Source organism: Candidatus Microthrix subdominans (genome assembly GCA_016719385.1).
GTDB classification, from domain to species: domain Bacteria; phylum Actinomycetota; class Acidimicrobiia; order Acidimicrobiales; family Microtrichaceae; genus Microthrix; species Microthrix subdominans.
This window is the reverse complement of record JADJZA010000003.1, coordinates 1-20618: the sequence shown is the minus strand read 5'-3', so window position 1 is coordinate 20618 and position 20618 is coordinate 1. Positions and strand designations below refer to the sequence as shown.

The 20618-nt window shown below is 63.3% G+C and carries 21 protein-coding genes and 2 pseudogenes; 11 read left to right on the top strand and 12 right to left on the bottom strand.

Annotated elements, in window-relative coordinates:
- The first annotated feature begins 237 nt into the window (after positions 1 to 237).
- Positions 238 to 789, top strand: a complete 552-nt coding sequence (locus tag IPN02_06755; GenBank protein MBK9296544.1) for a transposase — start codon at positions 238 to 240, stop codon at positions 787 to 789.
- Here the strand turns inward: IPN02_06755 and IPN02_06750 are convergent.
- Positions 762 to 962 (bottom strand): hypothetical protein, encoded by a 201-nt coding sequence (locus tag IPN02_06750; GenBank protein ID MBK9296543.1) that lies wholly within the window; start codon positions 960 to 962, stop codon positions 762 to 764. The two genes, IPN02_06755 and IPN02_06750, sit on opposite strands and share 28 nt — an antisense overlap.
- Positions 963 to 1173: 211 nt before the next feature.
- Positions 1174 to 2382: a hypothetical protein gene (locus IPN02_06745; protein MBK9296542.1), complete on the bottom strand. Its 1209-nt coding sequence runs from the start codon at positions 2380 to 2382 to the stop codon at positions 1174 to 1176.
- Positions 2383 to 2429: 47 nt separating this feature from the next.
- Between IPN02_06745 and IPN02_06740 the strand changes: the two genes are divergently transcribed.
- The 6 genes from IPN02_06740 to IPN02_06715 all read left to right on the top strand — a co-directional run bounded on the left by IPN02_06740 (position 2430) and on the right by IPN02_06715 (position 7839).
- Positions 2430 to 3074 carry a hypothetical protein gene (locus IPN02_06740; GenBank protein ID MBK9296541.1) on the top strand — a complete coding sequence of 215 codons (645 nt, stop codon included), beginning with the start codon at positions 2430 to 2432 and terminating at the stop codon, positions 3072 to 3074.
- The gene (locus IPN02_06735) at positions 3071 to 4432 is read left to right on the top strand and encodes a hypothetical protein (GenBank protein ID MBK9296540.1); all 1362 of its coding nucleotides are present in this window, start codon (positions 3071 to 3073) and stop codon (positions 4430 to 4432) included. Before IPN02_06740 ends, IPN02_06735 begins: the two co-directional genes overlap by 4 nt.
- A gap of 1018 nt (positions 4433 to 5450) precedes the next feature.
- Positions 5451 to 5915 (top strand): 2OG-Fe(II) oxygenase, encoded by a 465-nt coding sequence (locus tag IPN02_06730; GenBank protein ID MBK9296539.1) that lies wholly within the window; start codon positions 5451 to 5453, stop codon positions 5913 to 5915.
- The gene (locus IPN02_06725; protein ID MBK9296538.1) at positions 5896 to 6624 is read left to right on the top strand and encodes a hypothetical protein; all 729 of its coding nucleotides are present in this window, start codon (positions 5896 to 5898) and stop codon (positions 6622 to 6624) included. The genes IPN02_06730 and IPN02_06725 overlap by 20 nt, the downstream gene beginning before the upstream one ends.
- Positions 6617 to 7225 (top strand): hypothetical protein, encoded by a 609-nt coding sequence (locus IPN02_06720; GenBank protein MBK9296537.1) that lies wholly within the window; start codon positions 6617 to 6619, stop codon positions 7223 to 7225. Before IPN02_06725 ends, IPN02_06720 begins: the two co-directional genes overlap by 8 nt.
- 74 nt (positions 7226 to 7299) lie before the next feature.
- Complete coding sequence (locus tag IPN02_06715) at positions 7300 to 7839, top strand: hypothetical protein (protein ID MBK9296536.1); 540 nt, start codon at positions 7300 to 7302, stop codon at positions 7837 to 7839.
- 46 nt (positions 7840 to 7885) lie between these two features.
- Here the strand turns inward: IPN02_06715 and IPN02_06710 are convergent, their stop codons facing one another.
- Complete coding sequence (locus IPN02_06710) at positions 7886 to 8089, bottom strand: hypothetical protein (protein ID MBK9296535.1); 204 nt, start codon at positions 8087 to 8089, stop codon at positions 7886 to 7888.
- Positions 8090 to 8815: 726 nt separating this feature from the next.
- Between IPN02_06710 and IPN02_06705 the strand changes: the two genes are divergently transcribed.
- The 3 genes and pseudogenes from IPN02_06705 to IPN02_06695 all read left to right on the top strand — a co-directional run bounded on the left by IPN02_06705 (position 8816) and on the right by IPN02_06695 (position 11104).
- A complete protein-coding gene (locus IPN02_06705) occupies positions 8816 to 8992 on the top strand; it encodes a hypothetical protein (GenBank protein ID MBK9296534.1) in 177 nt (58 codons plus the stop codon).
- Positions 8993 to 9584: 592 nt separating this feature from the next.
- Positions 9585 to 10103: pseudogene (locus tag IPN02_06700) on the top strand (class I SAM-dependent methyltransferase).
- A 194-nt stretch (positions 10104 to 10297) separates the two neighbouring features.
- Entirely contained in the window at positions 10298 to 11104 is an 807-nt protein-coding gene (locus IPN02_06695) for a hypothetical protein (protein ID MBK9296533.1), read from the top strand.
- 34 nt (positions 11105 to 11138) lie between these two features.
- Here IPN02_06695 and IPN02_06690 read toward each other — a convergent pair whose 3' ends face one another.
- The 7 genes from IPN02_06690 to IPN02_06660 all read right to left on the bottom strand — a co-directional run bounded on the left by IPN02_06690 (position 11139) and on the right by IPN02_06660 (position 18784).
- Positions 11139 to 12425, bottom strand: coding sequence for a hypothetical protein (locus IPN02_06690; protein ID MBK9296532.1), 1287 nt, complete (start codon positions 12423 to 12425; stop codon positions 11139 to 11141).
- Positions 12418 to 12867 (bottom strand): peroxiredoxin, encoded by a 450-nt coding sequence (locus IPN02_06685; protein MBK9296531.1) that lies wholly within the window; start codon positions 12865 to 12867, stop codon positions 12418 to 12420. The genes IPN02_06690 and IPN02_06685 overlap by 8 nt, the downstream gene beginning before the upstream one ends.
- Positions 12868 to 12899: 32 nt before the next feature.
- Entirely contained in the window at positions 12900 to 14669 is a 1770-nt protein-coding gene (locus IPN02_06680; GenBank protein MBK9296530.1) for a DUF4277 domain-containing protein, read from the bottom strand.
- A 277-nt stretch (positions 14670 to 14946) separates the two neighbouring features.
- Positions 14947 to 16218, bottom strand: a complete 1272-nt coding sequence (locus IPN02_06675) for a hypothetical protein (GenBank protein MBK9296529.1) — start codon at positions 16216 to 16218, stop codon at positions 14947 to 14949.
- 573 nt (positions 16219 to 16791) lie between these two features.
- Entirely contained in the window at positions 16792 to 17001 is a 210-nt protein-coding gene (locus IPN02_06670) for a hypothetical protein (protein MBK9296528.1), read from the bottom strand.
- Between the two features lie 341 nt (positions 17002 to 17342).
- The gene (locus tag IPN02_06665) at positions 17343 to 17633 is read right to left on the bottom strand and encodes a hypothetical protein (protein ID MBK9296527.1); all 291 of its coding nucleotides are present in this window, start codon (positions 17631 to 17633) and stop codon (positions 17343 to 17345) included.
- 503 nt (positions 17634 to 18136) lie between these two features.
- Positions 18137 to 18784: an IS110 family transposase gene (locus IPN02_06660; protein MBK9296526.1), complete on the bottom strand. Its 648-nt coding sequence runs from the start codon at positions 18782 to 18784 to the stop codon at positions 18137 to 18139.
- Here IPN02_06660 and IPN02_06655 point away from each other — a divergent pair.
- The gene (locus IPN02_06655; protein ID MBK9296525.1) at positions 18768 to 18926 is read left to right on the top strand and encodes a hypothetical protein; all 159 of its coding nucleotides are present in this window, start codon (positions 18768 to 18770) and stop codon (positions 18924 to 18926) included. The two genes, IPN02_06660 and IPN02_06655, sit on opposite strands and share 17 nt — an antisense overlap.
- 200 nt (positions 18927 to 19126) lie before the next feature.
- Here IPN02_06655 and IPN02_06650 read toward each other — a convergent pair whose 3' ends face one another.
- Entirely contained in the window at positions 19127 to 19306 is a 180-nt protein-coding gene (locus tag IPN02_06650; GenBank protein MBK9296524.1) for a hypothetical protein, read from the bottom strand.
- Between the two features lie 393 nt (positions 19307 to 19699).
- A pseudogene (locus tag IPN02_06645) lies at positions 19700 to 19918 on the bottom strand (DDE-type integrase/transposase/recombinase).
- Between the last annotated feature and the right edge of the window lie 700 nt (positions 19919 to 20618).

Below are 20618 nucleotides of genomic sequence, written 5' to 3'. Positions count from 1 at the left end.
ACGATTATGCCGAGCAGACCCGCCACGACCACCGGTGATACCAGGGCGAAACCAACAGCCGAGACCGCTACTCGACATAATCGTCTACTCGACATAATCATCGTTATGCCGAACTCGGCATAGCGGTGGAAGCCGCACGTCCGGTTCGGGAGACGGGCCGGAGAAGCCCGCCAGCCGGAATGCTGGAAGGGCGCTCCGGCCCGATCTCACCACCTCAACAAGGCAGTCACAGCAACGATCCGCTGGTCCCAACTCACCAAGACCGGGCTTCCGTTGTCGGGCGACGACGCCCGCGATCTCCGGTGGGCGCTGTTGAAGAAACCGGGCGATCACACCGAAGCCCAAGCGGCGGTGTTGAAACGTCACCAGCGTGCCCACCACTCGATCTGGCGGGCCCAACAACTCAAGGAACGCTTCCGGGGCCTCTACCAACTCGACAACCCGACCCACGCCACCGCCTACCTTGACCGGTGGCTGACGTCCGCGTGCCGTTCCCGGATCCGGCCGATGGTCAAAGTGTCCCAGCTGGTCCGCGACCACAAGGCCGGGATCATCGCGTCGGTCGAGTTGGGCCTGTCGAACTCACGCCTCGAAAGGGACCAACTCGAAGATCCGGCTGCTCAACCACCGGGGCTACGGACACCACCGCGCCAACACGTTCATCCCCATCATCTACCTCGCGTGCGGGAACATCACCACGACCCTCCCATGGGAACCCCGACCGATCCTGGAGCCACCCCGGCCGACGACCTGAGGGCGTCTCAGACCAGCCACGCGAACCGGCTGTGAACCGCCTGGGGAGTGACACCAAACGCGGCCCCGACAGCCGCCCACGACCAACCCGCCCGGCGAGCCTCGCCAACCTGCACCAGACGCTCCTCGTCCAGCAGGTCCTTCAACTGGGCGACCGCCGCCATCCCAGCGTCCGGCCCGTCTCCCAGCCGTCCGATCAGCTCAACCATCTCATCGCGACGATCCATACGAACCAGTCTCACCCATCACAGAAATGCCAGGAGAACCAGAACCTGTGATTATGCCGAACGCGTCACCCCGTCCGCCGCCCCCACCAACGCATCCACCCCGCCATTCGGCATAATCACGGCCTCGGCATAACAGGTGTTATGCCGCATTCGGCATAACACCTGAAAGGAAGCGAGAGGGGAGGTACGATGCCTACTCGGAACTGAGAAAACCGCGTTGCGCAAGTGAGCCCGAGGATGCCGAATCGAGCTGGCGACCGATCTCCACGACAGCGTCCACCAGTTGCGCATCGCTGTCGGTGTCGACACCAACGTGATCGACCCCGAGCATCAGCTCCGCCACCTTCGCCCGGGCTGCTGGTGTGGGGCGTCGGTCGCGGTCCAGAAGCTGAACGAAGTGTGCAGCGACCAATGCCCGGCCATTGAGTGACAATCGGTTTGGGACGAGAATCGCCGTTGGCCGACCTCGTTCAGGAGACCCAACAGGCGCTCCGTTGCTCGACGGAGGTCGATACATCTCCGAACCGTCCTGACTTAAGAGCACTCGCTGCGAACGCAGCAGCGACCATCCGTGCCGTTGAAGCCGCCGCTCGAAGCGAAACAGTCGGCTGAACTCTTGCCATGGAAGAAGCATCAGACCCGATTGGCGCTCAACCAGCCCCGCATACATTGTTAGGAGACCTTGATGAGCGACGAGCCTGGAGGTGTCGAGAAACCCTCGGATCGATGCTACAAACGGGTCGGCCGTCCGGCTGGTACCCAGCAGGTGCCCGGTCACGGAGAACAGGTGGGCTCTGGTGCTGCCAACTACTCCGCCGACGAGGTGCAGTTGGGCCTTCCAAAAGCCATCATCAGGATCGTGGTCTGCCAATTCCCACGGCAGGTCGCCCAAGGCTGCGATGAGTTCGTGGCGCCAAGGTACTCCGGCTAGCCGAATCCTCAGAGGCTGCGGAGGTGGGCCTATGATGAGCAGTGCTCCGGGGTCGTCGAGGTCGAGGCGGTTCCATAGGCAACTCCCTCGCGCGCCGTATCCGATCGCTAGCGGGAATCCAGAACCAGCAAAGATCCGTTGTCCGCTCTCGAATAGCCGATATCGGATGTGGGTACCTGGCTGATACTCGGACCCCTCAGTCTCCAACTGCGGGAGGGCTTCGATGGCTTCCAGAACTTGCTGGAACTCTGATACGACACCTGCTGCTTCCTGACCGGCTCCGTGACTCATAGCAAGCGAAGTCGCAGCGTCGGTGTCGCAGCCGACCAAGGCACGGGCGATGTCGCGGCCCAGGTCATCGGTGGCCAAGGATGCCCTCGGGTTTGCCCCGAACATCAAGTGTTTGTCGCCGTGGCTCAGCGTAACCAGCTCTGGACCAGCGCTGAATGGTCTTGCGCCGGACGAGTTCACTGCCGTATTGTAGCGCCTTCACTGTTGGCGATCGAGGGGGCTCCAGTATGGATGAATCGGAAAACGCCGGCTTGGAGGCCGAATCCGAATCCGAATCCGAATCCGAAGCAGGCGACGGCAGCCAATCGCGTCGGGACATGCTGAGGAAGGCGGCCGTGGGCGCAACCACTGCCGGGATCGTGTGGTCGATGCCCAAGATCGAGGGCGGTTCCCTCGTACCGGATGCTGCCGGAGCGGCCACCTATTCGCCGAGCCCGTTCAACGGCAATCTGTCATGGGCTGTTTCGAATGCGCCCAATGGAACCTGCGTGACCGGGATGTCGCAGATGGACTTTTTCGGGATCACTCACTGTAGCAACACCGGGAACTATGTCGGGATGGTGGGTCCGTTCAACGCCAATTTCACCGTCCACGATCACTTGCTCGGATCCTCCCCGTTCAACGTCGATATCGCGTTCAACAACATCGACCCGCCGTTCCAGATGTGCACCGTCAACGGCGCCGACTGGACCGCCACATCAGGGCCAGGGGGGCCCATCTGCGACTTCATCACGACCACGCCGGTCCCGACCACTTGGACGAGCCCGGGCTCGATGACGATTGCGATTGATCCGAATTCCACCGGGGTCGGTTGCACCGATTTCCCGAACGCCGCCACGATCAACATCCACGTCACCTGCACCAGCACATGAGTGTGTTCCACGTTGGGTGGAACACACTTGGTTCTGAACACATCGGCCGCCTCCGGGTGCTTGATGCCACCGCCGAGGGCCTTGAAGCGGACCTCGCGGCAGCACGGGGTCGGGCCCGGGGGGCGGCGTCGGTTCGGCTTCAAGCGGCCTTTCCGGACTTCGATTTCGTCGCGATCGCGCGCCGGTCGGGGACCGCCGACCCGCGCACCGTCGAGTGCGACCCCGAATTCGTCAGCTGGCTCGATCCCGACGATGCGCTGGACGCAGTGCTGCTGGCCAACAACGTCGGCGATGCCATCGCGGCTAACTCGCCAGCCATCAAGCTGGCCCGGGATGGTGACTATCTCCCCCTCAGACCGATCGTGATGAGCCAAAAGCACCAGGCTCTTGACCCGTCGCTCTTGGCTGGCATCGTGAGGTCTGACGTCGGATTGGTCATCAACTCGGTGGATAGCCGCGTCCCCAAGTGGAGCCGTCTGGTGGACGATCTGCGAACGGTCACTGATTCGGACGTTCGGATCAACGCCTATGTCGCCGATGGGACCGCCAGCGGATTTGGCCCACATTGGGATGATCACGATGTGATCGTTGTACAGACCACGGGGGCGAAACTCTGGTCATTTCATCAACCATCAGGTCCGGCGCCACACCGGGCCGTCACCCCCTCCGAGGTTGGCCCGCTCGTCGGAGACCTCTACCGTCTGAAAGTGGGGGAGGGGGTTTTCGTCCCGCACGGGATCGGGCACAACGTCATCTGTGCCGACTCGCTAGCCGTTCACCTGACCATTGGCTTTCTTCGGCCGTCCCCACTGGACGTGCTTGAGGCTATGGCACAGCCCGCCCATCAGCTGCCGGCCATGCGGGTGCCCTTTGTGTTTCATCCCGACGGCCCGTTGGACTCGGATACCCCCTCGCTCGGTGACCCAGACGCATTCGGCGCTGCTGTCGGCGAACTCGGGGGAACCTTGTTCGAGTCCGCCGTTCAGGCGATTCGTCTTGGTGCATCCAGACCTCCCTTCGCGGGGCCGATCGCACTGCTCCGTGCCACTGCCGACCCGATGGAGCAAGAGCCCTGGGTGGCCTGCTCGTTCGGCCTCGGTCTCGGGTGGGTCGATGGAGCCGCCGACGACCGATTCTTGATCGCGGCACACGGTGGTGTCTTTGACCTTCCCGAGTCCCTTGGCCAGCTGGTGACTTCGCTCGCAGACGGTCGCTACCTAGCATGGAGGGACTTCGTCGCGGCGCTTCCTCGTGCCGAACGATCCCGGGCGCCTGAGGTGCTCGATGAGCTGGTTGCTATCGGGCTGATTGCGGATGCACGCGTCGGCGATGCGCCTCCGGAGACGCGGTATTGGTAGATGACCCAACCTTCCCATGGCAGGTCACGCCTTCAGGGGTCTCGATGGCCCGCGCAGATGGAACCGGCATCGTCGATGGCAGCAGGTTGGGGGCGGCCGAAGACCCGATCGGCGACATGCCAGCGTTCCCTGGGGCGACCAGAACTCCATTGATCTTCCACACGTCCCGTTGTGGCTCAACGCTGCTCTGTCGCATGCTGGCAACGGGGGGATCGATCGTCGGACTGGAGCCGCCGTTCCCCTTTGACCTTTGGGCATCCCCTGCACCGGTTCCCGTCAACGATGGGCAGGTCCGCTGGTTGGCCAAGCGGTGGCGGTCCTCCCAGGCGCCGGCGGTGTTGAAGCTCTCCTCCGTGTGTACCCCCCAGTTGCCAACGATCCGGACGGCGTTCGCCGGGTCGCTTCCCTCGGTTCTGATCACGCGGTCTCCGACGGCAACCGTCCGAAGTTGGCTCTATCAGCCACCACCCTGGGTTGATTTGGTTCGCACCTACCAGCCGTCGAATGGGCGTGCGAGGTTCAGTTCATTTCTGATCGAGCGATGGACCAGCGCTGTCGAGGCTGCTCTCGCCGAGCCGGACGACTCGGTCAAGGTGGTGACCTACGATCAGCTCGTGGATCGTCCGTTGGACATCGCAGATTCCTTGGCCACCATGTGGGGCCTTCCCCGTCCTGACCCCGCGGAATGCGAGCGCGAACTCACGTTGTACTCGAAGCGTCCGACCGGCACAGACGTCAAGTGGGCTCCCGCCAAAGAGCGATCCCGCCCGGAACTGAGCTGGCGGCTCCGCCTTCAGATCGAACGCTCGACGCGCGATCTGTGGGCTGAAGTCCGGCGCCGTGCCATCTCCAGCCCGTTGGTGGTTGAGCGCTGATGAGCCAGACCGGGATTCAGCCCAACTCCAACCTGTGCGCCGTCCAGCGTGAGCTGCTCTGGTCGAGCGAGCGATGCCAGGACATCGTGGACCGGGTATGCGCCGAGCGCCCGACCCCGGCCAGGGTCACTACCAGTGCCCCTATGCCTGGGTTTCCCGGCGGCTACAGCCACCACGGGACCAACCCCAGGGAGCGCCGCTGTGTGGAATACGAGGTCACCTCCCAGCTCCAAACCGAGTTATTCCCTGGGATGCTGGAGCGGCTGGCGCAGCTGAATGCTTCGCTGTATCACTTCAGCCTCGAGGGGTTTCACCGATCCGATCTGCCGCGAATCCTGGAGTATTCATCCAACGACGAGGGGCACTTCGCAGCTCACATGGACGTCGGTGGGGCCATGTCGACCCGAAAACTTAGCTTCGTGGTCATGCTGTCGAAACCTGATGAGTACCGCGGTGGAGAACTCGAGATGCTTCCCGGCAACGTCGTCCAAGTCGACCAAGGAATGATGATCGTATTCCCGTCTTTCTTGTTGCACCAGGTGCACCCGGTGACGCAAGGAACACGACGAGTTCTTGTCGGCTGGATCCATGGAAGTCCGTTTTCTTGAGCCAGACGAGGAGGCGTACCGCCCTATGACCCCGACGTCCAGCCGCAACATCCCCAGAGACGTCATCGGTTCCGAACGCCTCCGAAGTGCTACCGAGCACCGCGACCATGAGTCGGTATTGGCGGTGGCTGGCTTGCCCGAGGAAACAGGCGAGCTGCTCCGTCCTCTCATTCGCGCCAGCAACGGGATATCGGTCCACTCGGAAGCGGCGTCGGCCCGCCTGGGCGTTGCTACCACGTTGCTCCGCAGTTCGGTCGAGGACGAATCCCCGATGGCATCGCGTGTGCGGCTTCTCGACCGAATCGCAGTCAGCCTCGCTGACTACCTTGCGGCGTTCACCGGGTTGCCCGAGGTTCGCTGGCAGGTGAATGAGCGGATGGTTTTGCAACTCGACGGTTCGACGGCCCGGTTTTCGGTTCCGAACAGTGCCGTGGTCGTCTTCGCTCTGCTCGATGAGCATTCGATCGTTCAGCTGGAAGTGCGAAACCCGGCCGAGATGGTTCTTCAGTACCGCACCGAGCACCCGGGCGATCGCACCGACCTCGCGGTGGGAGTCAAGACCCAACTCCGACCCGACCTTTGGTACGTCCTTCCGGCGGCGTTGCCGATGCAGCTCCATACCGACCAACCCGGATCTAGTGTGCTGATGGTGACAGCCCGTCGCTTGCCTGACGGGACTCTGAACGACGGAAGGGGCATTGATGAGTGATGAACTCGCAGTCGGGACCGACCTGGTTCAAGGATTTGTCGACGTTCAACAGCTTCGGTGGTTCGGCAGGAGCGCCCACACTTTCACCTTCGATCCGGAACTGCTGGTGGGTATCGACCTGCAGGCTGCCACCGGATGGAGGTCAGCCAACCAGTTGCCAGCCGAACCTTTGGCGGCTATCGAGGATGTGGTAGCCGAGGCGTCTGCACACATTGTGGAATGGAGGTCGGGTTCGGATCTGACACGGATCTCGGGCGACCTCATCACCACTGTCGTGGGCGGGGAAGCAGTTGCCTACTCCTCCGGTGGTGCCTTGTGCGCGGTGATCCAGCTCGCCGGGTCGGACCCCGTCGAGATAGCGCAGGTACCCGATCTGGCGTTGGATGCATCTCTTTGGCCCGATTCCGGCGACTGGCAGGTATCGAGCGGCTCGATGCAACTGCGGCCGGGCACGTTGGTCATGCTTTCAGGTTCCTCCCGTTGGATACCCGCGTCCACGTCGCCTGCGGTCATCCTCGTTTTGCGCGTTGAGTACGTGGGGCCGGTCGGGGACGCTTCCTGGCGGCTCGCTTCCCCGGAGGAACCAGGAGCAGGCTGGTGAGAGGGACAGACCCTGCGACTAGCTACCGAGAGCGCGGCTACGTCGTGGCGAGGGGCGCAGTAGATCCCAGTTTGGTGCAGTTCCTGGTTGCGTGTGCCCACACGCTCAACTCCGGCAGGCAACTGGTCAGCGACCCAGCATTCGGCAACACGGTGGCGAAGTACGGCGACCCAGCGTTCGACACGTTGTGCGCTGGTTTTGTTGGTGCGCTGAGTGAAGTTGCTGCGACAGAGCTAGAGCCGACCTATTCGTATCTGCGGTGGTACCGTCCGCCTTGCGAGCTGATTCGCCATCGCGACCGAGACGCGTGCGGGCACACCGCCACCGTCCACCTAGCGAATTGGGGGGAGCCGTGGCCTTTCGAGTTGGAAGACGCTTGCGGTGCGAAGGTTCGGATCGAGCTTGACCCGGGTGACCTGCTGCTAGTCAAGGGGCGCGAGATACCTCATTCCCGCCCGCATCGCGAAGCTGGTGACTACCTCCAGGTATTTCTCCACTACGTGGAGCGCGACGGGCCGGAGGCCGAGTACCGGTTTGACCGACGGCCAGCCCTCGGGCTTTCCCCCGAGTCGAAAGTAAATCCTGGTGGCCGCTACAGCGGCGAGAACAGGTAGCCGACAGGCAACGGCGACCCCGGTAGCCCCAGGCTGTGACGAGGGCCTAGGCCGGGCCCAGCTTGTCGATAATCGCGGTAGCGAAGGCTCCGTCATCGTCGACCGGGTTCACGAAGAGTGGGGGCAGCTCGACGAACGTCCGGACCAACCGGACGAGGACGTCGAGAACGACCGCCGAATCCGAGTCGATCGCAGCGAAGGCCACAAGGGCGGCAACGATCGGGATGGCCTTCCGGAGGCGGTGCGGCACGATGATCCCGGCCGGTCGAACCCACAGATCCGGCCCTGTTCGGACGAGGGTGTTGCCGGGAACGCCTTCCTGCGAGGTTGCGTTCCTGATGAGCACACGATGCCCGCAATCGACCGAAATGCCAGCGCGGCCTAGGCGTCGGGAGAAGCGAACCAGGCGGTCACCGTCGATCCCGGGAATCAGCATCGGGCCGGACGCACAGGACAGCACTCTGAGGTTCGCTGAGGAGTGTGGGGCCGGTTGTTGCCCGCCCAGCTCCTCGACGAGGTCCAGCTCACAGGCGAGGGCTTGCCACGCTCCCTGGTGGTCCCGACCCTGACCGATCAACCGTCCTTCGCCGCTGAGGAGCTTCCACCGGTCTGAGCTGGCACTCGTCGAGAGTAGATGCAGGTGGGCTGTCGTCTGGGGTTCACGTCGGCGTAGTGGTCGACCACCGCTGCTCTCGACACGGTCGGGTAACAGAGGGTCGAACGGTTCCGAGCATCGGAGGGTCAGCTTCAGGCCGTTGCAGTCCACCTCTGCGGTTGGCAGTCGATGCCCGAACCTGAGCTGCTCCTGCACGCACACGGCGCTGTCTGAGGTCGGCCCTGCCAGTAGCCCGCGGGTGTCACCGAGGACCGGGAGGGGCGGGTTGAGAGTGCGCACCGGCCTGGACGCTGGCGGGAGCGTTCCCCTGGCGGCCCAAGCCTCGACGAACAACGGCCCTGCTTTCACGAGGCCAGCATCGTGGAGCGATGCCACCATCTGTCCGATGGACGCATCGGCCTCGGCTGGCGTCACCCGGAGGGCTGCGGCCAGATCGTGCGCCAGGCCTTGGACCGCCCCGGAAGAGAGCTGTCGAATCAGCTCGGCGCCGACGTCGTCAACGTACGCGAGCCGGCGGGGCCGAGCCGCGATCAGTAGCGCCCCACCCGGAACGTTCAGCCAAGCCCGGTCGTCGGAGACCCGAAGCGGCTCGGCGCCGAGCAGGTCTTCCCATTTATGGCTGCTCACGGATGGATAACATACCTCGGAGTGGACCGCAGACCTTCGGAGAGCCCTCGCAGCCCGGACGCTTCGCAAGAAGGGGACGACTACTTTGAACAGCTCGCCGCCCGCCAGCGCGAAGCTGACTCGTTCCGGGGCGTCGAACTCGCCTCGTTGTTCCAGCGTCCCAGCCACGGCATGTTTGCGTCGTTGGAGCCCAAGCTCGCTGATGTCGTCGTCGGGTCGTATCGAGGGGTCCTCGCTCACCCCGAGCCGACCGGACGGCCCAGCCCGGCGACGCGTCCATCGGACAACGCCGTCGCCCCGCCCGCTGCCACTCGGGCGCACCCGACCCAGGCACACCATGCCCGCGTGGCCAACGGCGAGGGGACGGAGCCAGCGTTCGAGTCGGGCGCAGCGTTGGCACGACGTTGCGGGTATCCCGAGGATCTGGTGGCCAGCGTGCCCCCAGGGGTCGTCGAGACCTTCGTGGGCCTTGGTAATCCGTTCATGCTGATGCCCGTTACCCAAGGGGAACGCGCTCGACCTCGCCTGTGGAACCGGCTTCGACCTCGCCGTCGCGGAGTCTGCTGGTGCCCTGGGTTGGGGCATCGACTTCACATTCGAGATGGCGGCCCGGTTCGCATCGGAGGCCCGCATGTCCGGCCGGACGCCGCGAGTTGCCCAGGCGAAGGCACAGTCACTCCCGATCGCTTCACGCTGCATGGACCGGGTGATTGCCAACGGCCTGTTCTGCCTGCTCCTGCCAGATATTTCGGCGTTCGCAGAGGCAAGCCGGGTGCTCCGGCCGGGTGGGCGACTGTGTATTGCAGACGTCGGACTCGACGATCACCGACCGTTGGCCGACATGGACGGCCCAAGTCGCCTGGCCGTGCTGCGGTGCCTTCGCTTTCCGGTTGGCGAATGGAGGCAGGTCCTCGCCAATGCCGGTTTCGTCGACATCAACGTCCGAGCGGGGATCAGTCCCCTCAAACAACGTGAATGGCGACTCGACGGCATCGTGATCGAGGCGCTGAAACCGACGTGATTGGGCCACCCTCCGACGGGCTCACGTGTGCGCACCTCGGGCCGGAGGCAGTCGTTTGGCACCCTGGCCTTCCGCTCCCGATCCTCTATGGCCCATTGCAACTCCGGGCCGCGGACGAGCTGGAGCGAACGGATGGGGAGATCGGCGCCGCGGCAGCTGCGATGACGACCGGGGGCGTTCCTGCGGAACGCGCCATGGCGATCGTCACCCTGGTGGCCGGTCAGCTCGGAAGCGTGGTTGCCACCCCGCAGCCAGCGGATCGTTACCGCCCCCCGGCGACCCTGGTGACGCCCCTTACCCAGGCGGTGTTTCTCGGGGCTGTTCACACGGTTTCGGTACGCGTGGGCGATCTCAACATGTCCGTTCTGTGCGATACGCGCGACGGAGCGGACGCGTTGGCTGCGGTTCTTCCCCAGGGACCGGACCCGAATCTGCCACTCGGCGAGAGCGTCCGATTTGTTCTCACCGAACGACTCGCTCTCGAACGATTCGGCTCCCCGCAGCCGGCATTGTGGAATGAACGCGCTCAACCGCTGGCGGTAGGAGACAGGCCCCTGGTGCTGGCGGCTTTGAATCGTCAGTTAGGTCGCATGACCCTTGCTCGCTCCGACCAATTCCGCGGAATCGGTCTTCGCTTGGTGCCGATCGTTCGAATGGGCCGTGTCACATTGGTGGAACCCGAAGCGCTGCCGTTCCTGGCTGACCGCAATGGGGTACCGGCGGCGTTTGACGAGCTCGCCCTTGTGGACGGCGAGGCCGGGTCACTGACCGACCCAAACGGAGGTTCGTCCCTGCCGATATCGGACATCGTGGTCGAGACCGGATCGCGGTTGCGCGTGTCGCCCGGCTGGCTCGCATGGAGGGTGGCCCTCTACGGCTTCCTCGGCAACGACCTACGAAACGATGGTCACCAGGTCGTCGAAGCGGCAGTAGCTGCCACCCGCCGGGGAACCGTCACTTCGGTGGCGCACATCTCCGACTCGAATGCACTCCGTTGGTAGGGACCGTGTTCTGGCCGGGCCGTGCTGAGCACGATTACGAGTCAGTGGCTTTGAGTCTGACGACCTTGAGACGGCTTCGAAGCCAACGTGTGGGCCAACCTGCCCACATGCGCAGCCAGCCAAGCCGCTTGATCAACCCAGAACCTGGTTCGGCCACCCGGCGAGCAAAGCCGCATGTTTCGAGTTCCTCCAAGAGCGATGACGCTGGCGTTCCAGGCACAACGGAAATGGGCGTCGCCCCCTGGATCAGCTTTGCGGCGTCGTCGTTGAGAACGACGACCTGCCGCGTCGACTGTTGAGCGAGCACGAGCTCGTCACCAACAAGAAGTACCGAAATCGAGGTGGCGAAGGCGAAGCGAGTGCAATTCGGTCGAGTGGGCTCGGATGTCCTGGGGATGCTCATAGGCACAACCGAAGGCGCCCCGGCTGGTAGCTCGTTGACGAGCGAATGGGCGAGATCCAGTAGCCGGATCGCAGCAAGGTCGGCGTCTCCGTGCACGATCTCGCTACACGGGACCGAGCCCAGAAGCGCGAGGAGCCGCGAGAGCACTTGCTCCTCGACGACGTCCGCACTGACACACTCACGCGCAAATCGAAGAAGTGCCTGACCCGGCTTCAGCGAGCGAATTGTCGGTGCGCCGCTGTGCGCTGAGTCGAATCGGGGAAACCAGATGTGCCCAAGCGGACTCGCCTCGGCAGGGCTGGTGACCGCAGAGATGGGCAAAAATGCCGATCCGATTGGTGCGTTGGGAAGTTCCGGGATGAACCCGGCAGATTCGGGTTCCAGCACCATGGGGCGGGCGATGCCCCGCACCGAAAGCGAGTCAAGGTCCAAGAGGACGGTCTCATCCCCGAACACCGGCGCTTTCCTGCTTGCCAGAGCTGCCACGAGGGTGGACTTTCCCGCACCGGATGGTCCGACAAGGATGTGAGCGCGTCCGTCAGCCTCGATCCCGCCAGCGTGAACGGCGATCTCGGACTCCGCTGTCCATACGGGGAGCAGCAGGGCGATGACGCCGAGCAACGTCCGGCACGCCTCCTCCACATCGTCGATACCGTCTCGTGTCTGGGCAACCGAACTCGTCAAGCAGAACTCCGGTGGTTCGCCCGAGACTCCGAGATCAATCCAACCGGCGCTCTCCGTCGCATCGAAGCCCTCGACGCGCAAGTCGTTCATCAGCCATCGAACGGCGTGAGCAGTCGGCTTCGCATGTGCTCCCGTCCCGCTGATCGACATCACCAGGATGTGGTCGAGAACGCTGATGCAAAATCGTTCGACTTGGTTCGCCGGCGGCGCGGACCTAGCAATCGAGTCAGCCACCCAGGAGGTCGTCCAAGTCGTCGAGCACGTCTTGTGCGTGATCCTCGGGGTTCGCCACGTTGTAGGCCTTGGCCACAGACCCGTCCGGTCGGACCAGGAAGCTCCGCCGCTCCGCGTGCTCCGAGTCGACCGCCCTCAGCACTCCGAACGCTGTGGCAACCAAGTTGTCCACGGAGAGCAGCGCAAATGGCATGTCGTGCTCGTCCCGAAACGAGCGGTTGTCCTGTGGGGTATCGAGTGAGAGGCCAAACACGGTACAACCCTGCTCGTCGAACTCGGGAGCGTGGTCGGCAAATGCGCGGCCTTCAGCTGCACATCCCGGCGTGCTGGCCTTCGGATACCACCAAAGGAGCGCCCAGGTGCCTTCGAGTTCCTTGCTCGACCAGCGCTCCCCGTCGTGGCGCGTGGCCGCGAACTCAGAAATTCTGCTGAGGTCTTCCACTGACCCTCCTCGTAGTCCGACGATGGCAAATCCTAGCCCCGTTTTCCGCAGTTGGGGAGGTCTTGTTCTTCCCATGGTGGGGTGATGTTGAGGTGGTTGAGGATGGTTCGTTGGGTGGTGGTGAGGCGGTCGAGTCGGATGCCGTGGTGGGTGTAGGTGAGTCCGAGTCCTTGGAACGCGGTGAGGGTGTTTCGGCCGGTGGGTAGGGCTGGCCGGTTTTCGGGGTAGAGGCCGGGGATTGGCTGGTTGTTGGTCGCGGTTCGGAGTTGGGTTTCGATGAGCCCGTAGACGAGGAGCGCGATCCCGACGATGGAGAGCATGGCGGTGATGCGGTCGTCGTTGTGGAGGAAGATCGGCCGGACTTTGAGGGGGCCTTTGGCTTCTCGGTGGCGGATCTCGACGAGTGGCTGGTCTTTGTAGATTTTGAGGATCCGGGTGGCGGTGATGTTGCCGGGAATGTTGGTGGCGAGCGCGTAGATGCCATCGGTTCGTGCGGTGTTGGTGATGGCATGGGTGTTGCGTTCCCAGCTGATGGTGGGTTTGTTGGTGTCGGGTTCGGTGCTGGTGGTGACGGTGAGGAACGGCCTGATTTTGTGGCCGATGACGACCGCGACCCGGTTGTCGACGTCTTTCTGGGTTTTGTAGTAGCGGCCGCCGAGCCCGTTACGGACTTTGGTGAGCAGCGTTTCGGCTTTGGCGAGCGCGCGTTCTCGTCCGTCGGCGACTGAGGTGGCTTCTTCGGATGACCAGATGTACGCGACCCGGCAGTTGAACGGTTGTTGGGTTTCGGGGTTGATCGTGTCGAATGGTGCGAGGGCCCCCAGGTATTGGGTGCGTTGGCCGGTGGGGAGGTTGGCTTCGCGTTTGGCGACGTATCGGAGGGGGACCATCTGGTCGGGTCCGATCTCGGTGAGGAATTTCTCGCGGAACCCGGTCGATGAGCGGAGGGGGACCACGAAACGGAGTCCGGCCTGATCGGCGGCGGCCAGGTTCTTGATGTGCCCCAGGGCGGAGTCCGCGCAGATGATCAGTCCGGGTTTGGAGTTCGCGGCGATCATCTCGAGGCTGTCGGCGATTGCTGAGAGTTCGGCGGTGTTGCCGGGGAACGGTCGGGTGTAGAGCGCAACACCTTTGGGGTTCGTAGCGCACAGCAGTTTGGTTTGGTGTTTCACACCGGTGGGTCCCCACCCTTTGGCGATCATCGTGGAGTCCTCGAAGGCGCCGGAGACCGGGATGCAGGTGAGGTCCAAATGGAGGCGTCCGGCGTCGATCCCGAACCGGTCGATCGCCTTCAGCATCAGCTCGGAACGGACAGTGTCCGAGATCGGCGCGAACTGTTCGAGGGCCCGTCCGAGCCGGTCGTCGTTGAGGAGCATCCCGGGGATCCCGAGGCGTTCGTGGATCGCAGCCGAGGTGGCCCATCCGGCGACGTCATAGAGCGGGGAGGGTCCACACATCCGGTTCGCGATGAGTGCTGTGATGACCTCACCGCAGGACAACATGGCGGTCCCGCGTTGGGGGACGTGACGGTCAACGGTCCGTTGAAGGTCGAGACGCTCCAAGAGGTCGGCGACGATCAGCAGGGCGCCGACATCTCGGCGGACCCCGACCATCGGCGGTTCGAGACGTGCGAACGATGCTGCCAACGCTTCGAGTTGTCCCGACGCTTTGAGGTCGTCCTCGCGACCCAAATTGGCGATCACGCGTTGACGGACCCGGCCGCCATCTCTGTAGGACTCGACCAGTTTCAGGTACACGTAGGTCTTATCGCCCCGTTTGACGGTGACACGCTTAGTGAACATGTTGTCCACACACTACCAGCACTCGACCTAAACTACAAGCCTGTCATTGCAACGGGAATCAGGCACGTCAACGTCCAAACCCACCCGAATGTTGTCCCCACAAACGCTCCCTGTCGTGTCCGCGTGAAGGACCATGAACGGCACCCAACCCGGCCTGGAACCCAGTCATAGCAACGAACCCGGCCCACCCAGACCGCCACAACCTCAACCCGACATCGACCCCATGTGGCCTCTACGTGCGGAAAACGGGCCTAGCCGGGGATCGCTGCAATGCCGATCAGAGTTCGGCCGAGAGGTACAGGGTCAAGAAGGGCTGCGCTCCGGCGGAGAGGCCGCCGATCACCCGGTTGATCCCACCCGACATCACCGAGTTGCAGAGCTGGCGAACCTCCGCCTCATCGAGCGCCGCTAACGAGCCCAATGCGACAAGGTAGGGGAGCCAGGTTTGGGCGTTCAGAACACTTCGTACCGACAGGTCAACCGAGCGGCGCCCCTGATCGTCTCGCACCCAAAAGAGGTGCAGTGGGCTTACGTCACTCTCCTCCTGGCCGCCTAGCGGCCAGAGGTCTGCCATACCAGCGATCACGGCCAGCCACGGGTGGGCCGTGCCCTCGAACGTTCCTGCCACAGCGTCAAGTCGATCGAGTGTGGCGGGTGGGTCCTTCCAATAGTGGGCGACTCGGACCGGTTCGTCGGGCCGCCACTTGAGGGCCGTCCAAGCCAGGGCTTCCCCCGGTTCGTTGCCGACCGCCGCGCTGTGCAGACCATCGGGCATGTACGGGCCTCTGACACCGGCGCGACGATGCCTCTGACGTGCCCCCGCTGAGCCGAGTGCTTCCCATTTCTGGGTGAAGTGCTCGTCCAGCACGGACAGGGCGATGTTGGCCAGCAGCGGTGAGAGGATGCCACCTTGTGGGGTGCCGGTGATCGTCGCCTTCGCGCTGCCGTCCTCGGTGAGGACACCAGCTTTCAGGAACGCCTTCACCAGGCCCAGAACCCGTTTGTCTCCGATGCGGTCTCGCAAACGACCCATCAGGGCGGTGTGGTCGATCTCATCGAAGCACGCCTTGATATCTGCCTCGAACACCCAATGATAATTCCTGTTGGGTGACCCAAGATGATGAATCTCAGCGATAGCGTCCTGGGCTCGGCGCTTCGGACGGAAACCATACGAACATGGTTTGAAGTCCGCCTCGAAGATCGGCTCGAGCACCAGCTTCAACGAGGCCTGAACGACCCGGTCTGCGACAGTCGGGATCCCCAGACGTCGGACTTTGCCCGACGCTTTGGGGATCGTCTTCTCCCGCACCCGTTGAGGCGTGAACCGGCGGGCCTTGAGGTCATCTCGCAGCCCGGACAGCAACTTCTCAACACCGAACACGATCGAGGCAGGTTTCACCCCGTCGACTCCGGCGGTTCGTCCCCCCTTGTTGCCCCGAACCCGACGCCCTGCAACAACAAGGAACGCCGGGTCATAGACGAGGTTGAACACATCATCGAAACGACGGCCACGATCGGCCATCGCCCATTGGTGCAGCTTCTGTTGCATCACGAGTACCCGATACTCGGCCTCATAGAGGTCGGGGAACGGTTCGCCGGTATTCACCAGCGGACTCCTCGGTCAGCATTGTGGCTGCGAACACACTGGGCCCCTTCGCCATGCGACCGGCTTTCCCGGCCTCGAACTACTACGGGCCCTCCGTCCCATCCCGCCGGCATCAGCCGGCAACGGGCCTTCCCCGAACGTTCTGGCTGGCTGCCGGAACGAACGGGGACCAACAGGATGGTTCCCACGTTCCCCCTTGAACCCCTCGACGGGGTCGGCGCCCAACTATGCCCCTGCAACCTCGCTGTGGCTACGCCGCAGGCATTCACCACAGCCTCCAGACCAACCCAGATGACCGGTCGAGGAGTTCCCCACACGGACGAGCCGCATAGGTGCGCGTCGCAACGCAGCCCTGATCTGTCAGGTTCGAGCTGCTGGATCTCTTGAGGGGCTTTCGGTCGCTGGTTCCTCACGTACGCCTTTCCGTCTTGCTAGCCGGACCCGGTGCCATCTGACAGTGCTGGCACGTCCCGTCGTTGTCAGGGCTGCTTCCCGCCCTCACCCCCGTTCCAGGGATCAGGCTGCCCTCAGCTTCAACACACCCGCTGCGACGAGCATGTGGCGGTGTCCTTTCATCACCGCAAGGTTCAATGGCGCCTCGTGGCGCACTGTGTCGTAGATCCAAATTGCGTTCGGTTTCTCCTCGGCCCAGTCCGGCCACGGCCGCCGCTTCGAACGACCCTCCCGGCGGGGCCGGCGGAACCTGAGGTCCCTGCGTTCAAGCACCCTTCGGACCGTAGAGGGGTCAGCCCAGAACCGCCCCAACCACGACCCTCGGTGGGCGAGTTTGCGGTGGGACCGGTCGATGTCGGCCCACTCGTCGAACACCGCGACGATCTCGTCCTCCTCAGCGGGGGTGAGCCCGTGGACTGGGTTCCCGCCCGGCGCCAGATTGTCCAAGGTCGCCCCGGAGGCGAGGCGGCCACGCCAGCGTTCAACACGTCGGGGTGACACCTCCAAATAGCGGCACGCAGCCCGGGCCGACCAGCCACCAGCGACTGCGCCGTCGACCAGACCGAGGAGCGCGTGTTTGGTGGCCGGATCGATCCGTCTCGGGACTCGGCCACTCAGCCCCAAGGCTCTTTTCCCTCCGCGAGGGTCAACCTGACCGCCATCTCCGCCAAAGCGGTCCGTAACCGCTCCGCCTCAGCTCTGGCGTCCTCCAGTTCGATGTCGCGTTGCTTCCCGCGACGGCCAGGCCGCGACGCCGCCAACGCTTCAAGGGCACCATCACGGGCGACCGTCTTCAGCTTCGCGACCGTGGCCCGATCCACCCGGGCACGCTCGGCCGCCTCGCTCACCGTGGTCTCCCCACGGACCAGCTGCATCCAGATCTCGTACTTCTCTTGCGGCGCCAGAAACCGCTTCTTCTTCCGGCTGGGTTCGGTACTCAACGGGCCTCCTCAGGCTCGAACGAGAACCCAACATGCTGGGGTGAAACGTCATGTGTGGGAAAAGGTGGTGGCGGACGCGTCAAAGTCCGGCCGTCGCTATGGGGACGCCGGTGAACTGTCAGGGTCTTGCTGGCGGGCGGGTTGTCGGTCCTCCTTTGGCGATCGGTGCCGAGGGAGGAACCGGATTCAGAATCTGTGGTCGTGCTCGCAGCACTTCACGGGTCCTGGGTCTGGTGCGGGCTGGCTCAGAAAGCGGCGCGCCGGCGAGACACGCCCAACGTTTCATCCCACCGGGTGGCCGCCCGGCCATAAAGACTGGGGTGAAATGAGGTGTAGTTGGCCCGGGTCTGGGCGCGTCATAGGGTGGGGCGAAGCCCCGAAGATTCTGATTTGGGGGCGGTTGGGTCAGGCAGCGGGGGTGAGGTTGACGGTGTATCCGGCTGCTTGGAGTTCCTTGACGTGCCGGTTCACTTTGGCTTTGGGGTCTTTGCGGTTGTCGTAGTAGCCGGAGCCCAGGTCGCGGTAGATCTCCCCGGTGATGGCCATGTGGTAGGCGGCGACCAGCATGCTGTGAGCGATCGCGACAGCGGCTTTGTTCGGTCCTCGCCGCCGAGCGATCCGCTTGTAGCGCTCGGAAAGGAACGTCCCTTTGGTTCTCGCCGCACGGGCGGCTTCCACAAGGGCGCGCCTTGGAGATGCTGGCTGCCTTGTCGTGTCCCGGCAGGCCGACGCTTCCCAGCCGATTCGTGTGAGGCCGGCGCTAGCCCGGCCCACGCAGCAAGATGCTTGGCAGAAGGGAACCGGCCCATATCGGCACCGATCTCAGCGACCATCATCTCAGCGGTCCGGGTCGACACCCCAGGGATCGTCGACCACAACCGGACCAGCTCGTCAAAAGGGCGGGTCGCCTCAACAATCTCATCTGACAGCTCGTCGATCGTGGTATCCAGGAAATCGATGTGGGCGATGATCGCTTTGGCGACCACGGAGTGTTGGCGGCCCCAGCGGCCCTCCAACGCCTCGACCAACGCGGGGATCTTCGGCCGCATCCGTCCCTTGGCCAGCTCGGCGAGAACCTCGGGGTCCACTTGCCCGGAGATGAGCATCTCGATCATCGCCCGAGACGACTTCGACCACACCTTCGATGCGACCGACGTCAACTTGATCCCGGCATCCTGGGAGAACCTTCTCCAGACGCTGCATCTCGACCCCACGGGCAACAATCTGGGTTTTCCGGTAGCGGGTCAACTCCCGTAACGCCCGGATCTCGGGCTCTGGGACCATCGACGCCCGAACCATCCCGTGTGCGGCCACATCGGCGAGCCACTCCGCATCGGACATGTCGGTCTTCCGACCCGGCACGTTTTTCACATGATGGGCGTTGACGAGCCACATGTCGTCGAAACGGCCCTCCAGCCCATAGAACACCGGTTTCCAATACACACCGGTCGATTCCATCACCACCAACTCAACGTCGGCATCCGCGAGCCACTCGCCCAGCCCACGGACCCCTTGACGGTGGTGGAGAACCGCTCCTTGATCACCGACACCTCGACGCCGTCGAATATCTCAACACACGCGGTCACCGAGTCCCGATGCACATCCAAACCGGCCACCCGGTTCGAAATCCGTCTCATAATGCTCACCCTCCCAGGTCATGCCCGCGTGATGCGGCCGCTGAGGGAAGACCAGGAACGAATCAAAATCTGGGGTTCGTGCTCGAAGCAACACTCCCCGGTCCTGGTGAGCCTGCACCAGTTTCTCGGACAGTGATCTGTGGCAGCCCTTACGCTGCCCGTGCCTTGTCGCGATAGCGTCATGCACTTCAACCGGTGTCCGGTAACCGATCCCCGAATGAAGCCTGGAACGATTATACTAAATCTCGATCCAATGCGCAATACCCGGAAACAGCCTTTCTTCGTGTCGGGGAACACTGTCCGAGAAACGAACTCGTTCTTCAACGAAGCAAAAACGATTCCGCCATAGCATTATCCCAACACACCCCGGTCTTACCCATCGACCCAACCATGTCATTTGACGCAAGGGAACGCTTGAACTCTCAGAGGTGTATGCGCCCCATGATCCGAATGGAATATGGCATTCGACTGAATGCCACCAGCGTCGATCGCGGCCTGCAACGCGCCGGTCACCAGACCGGTGCGCATATGGTCGGCCATCGCGAACCCGACCACCATCTTCGAGAAACAATCGAGCACCGTCGCCAAGTACAACCACCTTCCCACGTGCGGATATAGGTGATATCACTGACCAGCTTCACGCCCGGCCCGCGGTGGTGAAGTCCTCGGTCGACTCAAGTCCGCCGTGCTCGGCGTACCGTCGGGTTTGTCGTTCGCCTGTAAGGGCTGGGTGACAGGCAACCATGTCACCTCGACCATCACCTGACGGACCAGGTTCAAGGCCGGCAACGATCTTCTTGCGGCTCCAGCTCTGGGCATGGACCCGACGGTGCCCTGGGCGCCAGTCGGACGCATCGAAGACCTTGCGGACATCGACCGCCAGTCTCGCGTCCGTTCCGCGGTTGCTGATAGCGGACGTTTCCGCTAGTCGTAGTAGCCGGATCTTCGACACGCTCGCTCACAAACACATCTTGGTGACCGGGTAGTCTTCGCTTTCTCGCCGTCGATGAACTCGTACTGAGATCACCGATACTTCTGGGAAGAAGGACGCCGCTTCTTCCCAAGAACCGTTTTCATCCAACAGTTCCCTGGATCTAGGCTTGGAGTTCGCGTGAATTGGACAATGTTCGGCTGGGGTCAGCGGTCCTGATCGCGGTAGTATGGTACTTGTTGACCCACACACGAGTGTGCCCGGGCTGATGTCCAACTCGTTGTCGACCGTGGCGATTGGCCGGGAACTGTCGATCACTATCTTCACGGCCTCGGCCTTGAAAGTGTCAGTAGATTCTTGTTCGTTTGCGTACCATATTGA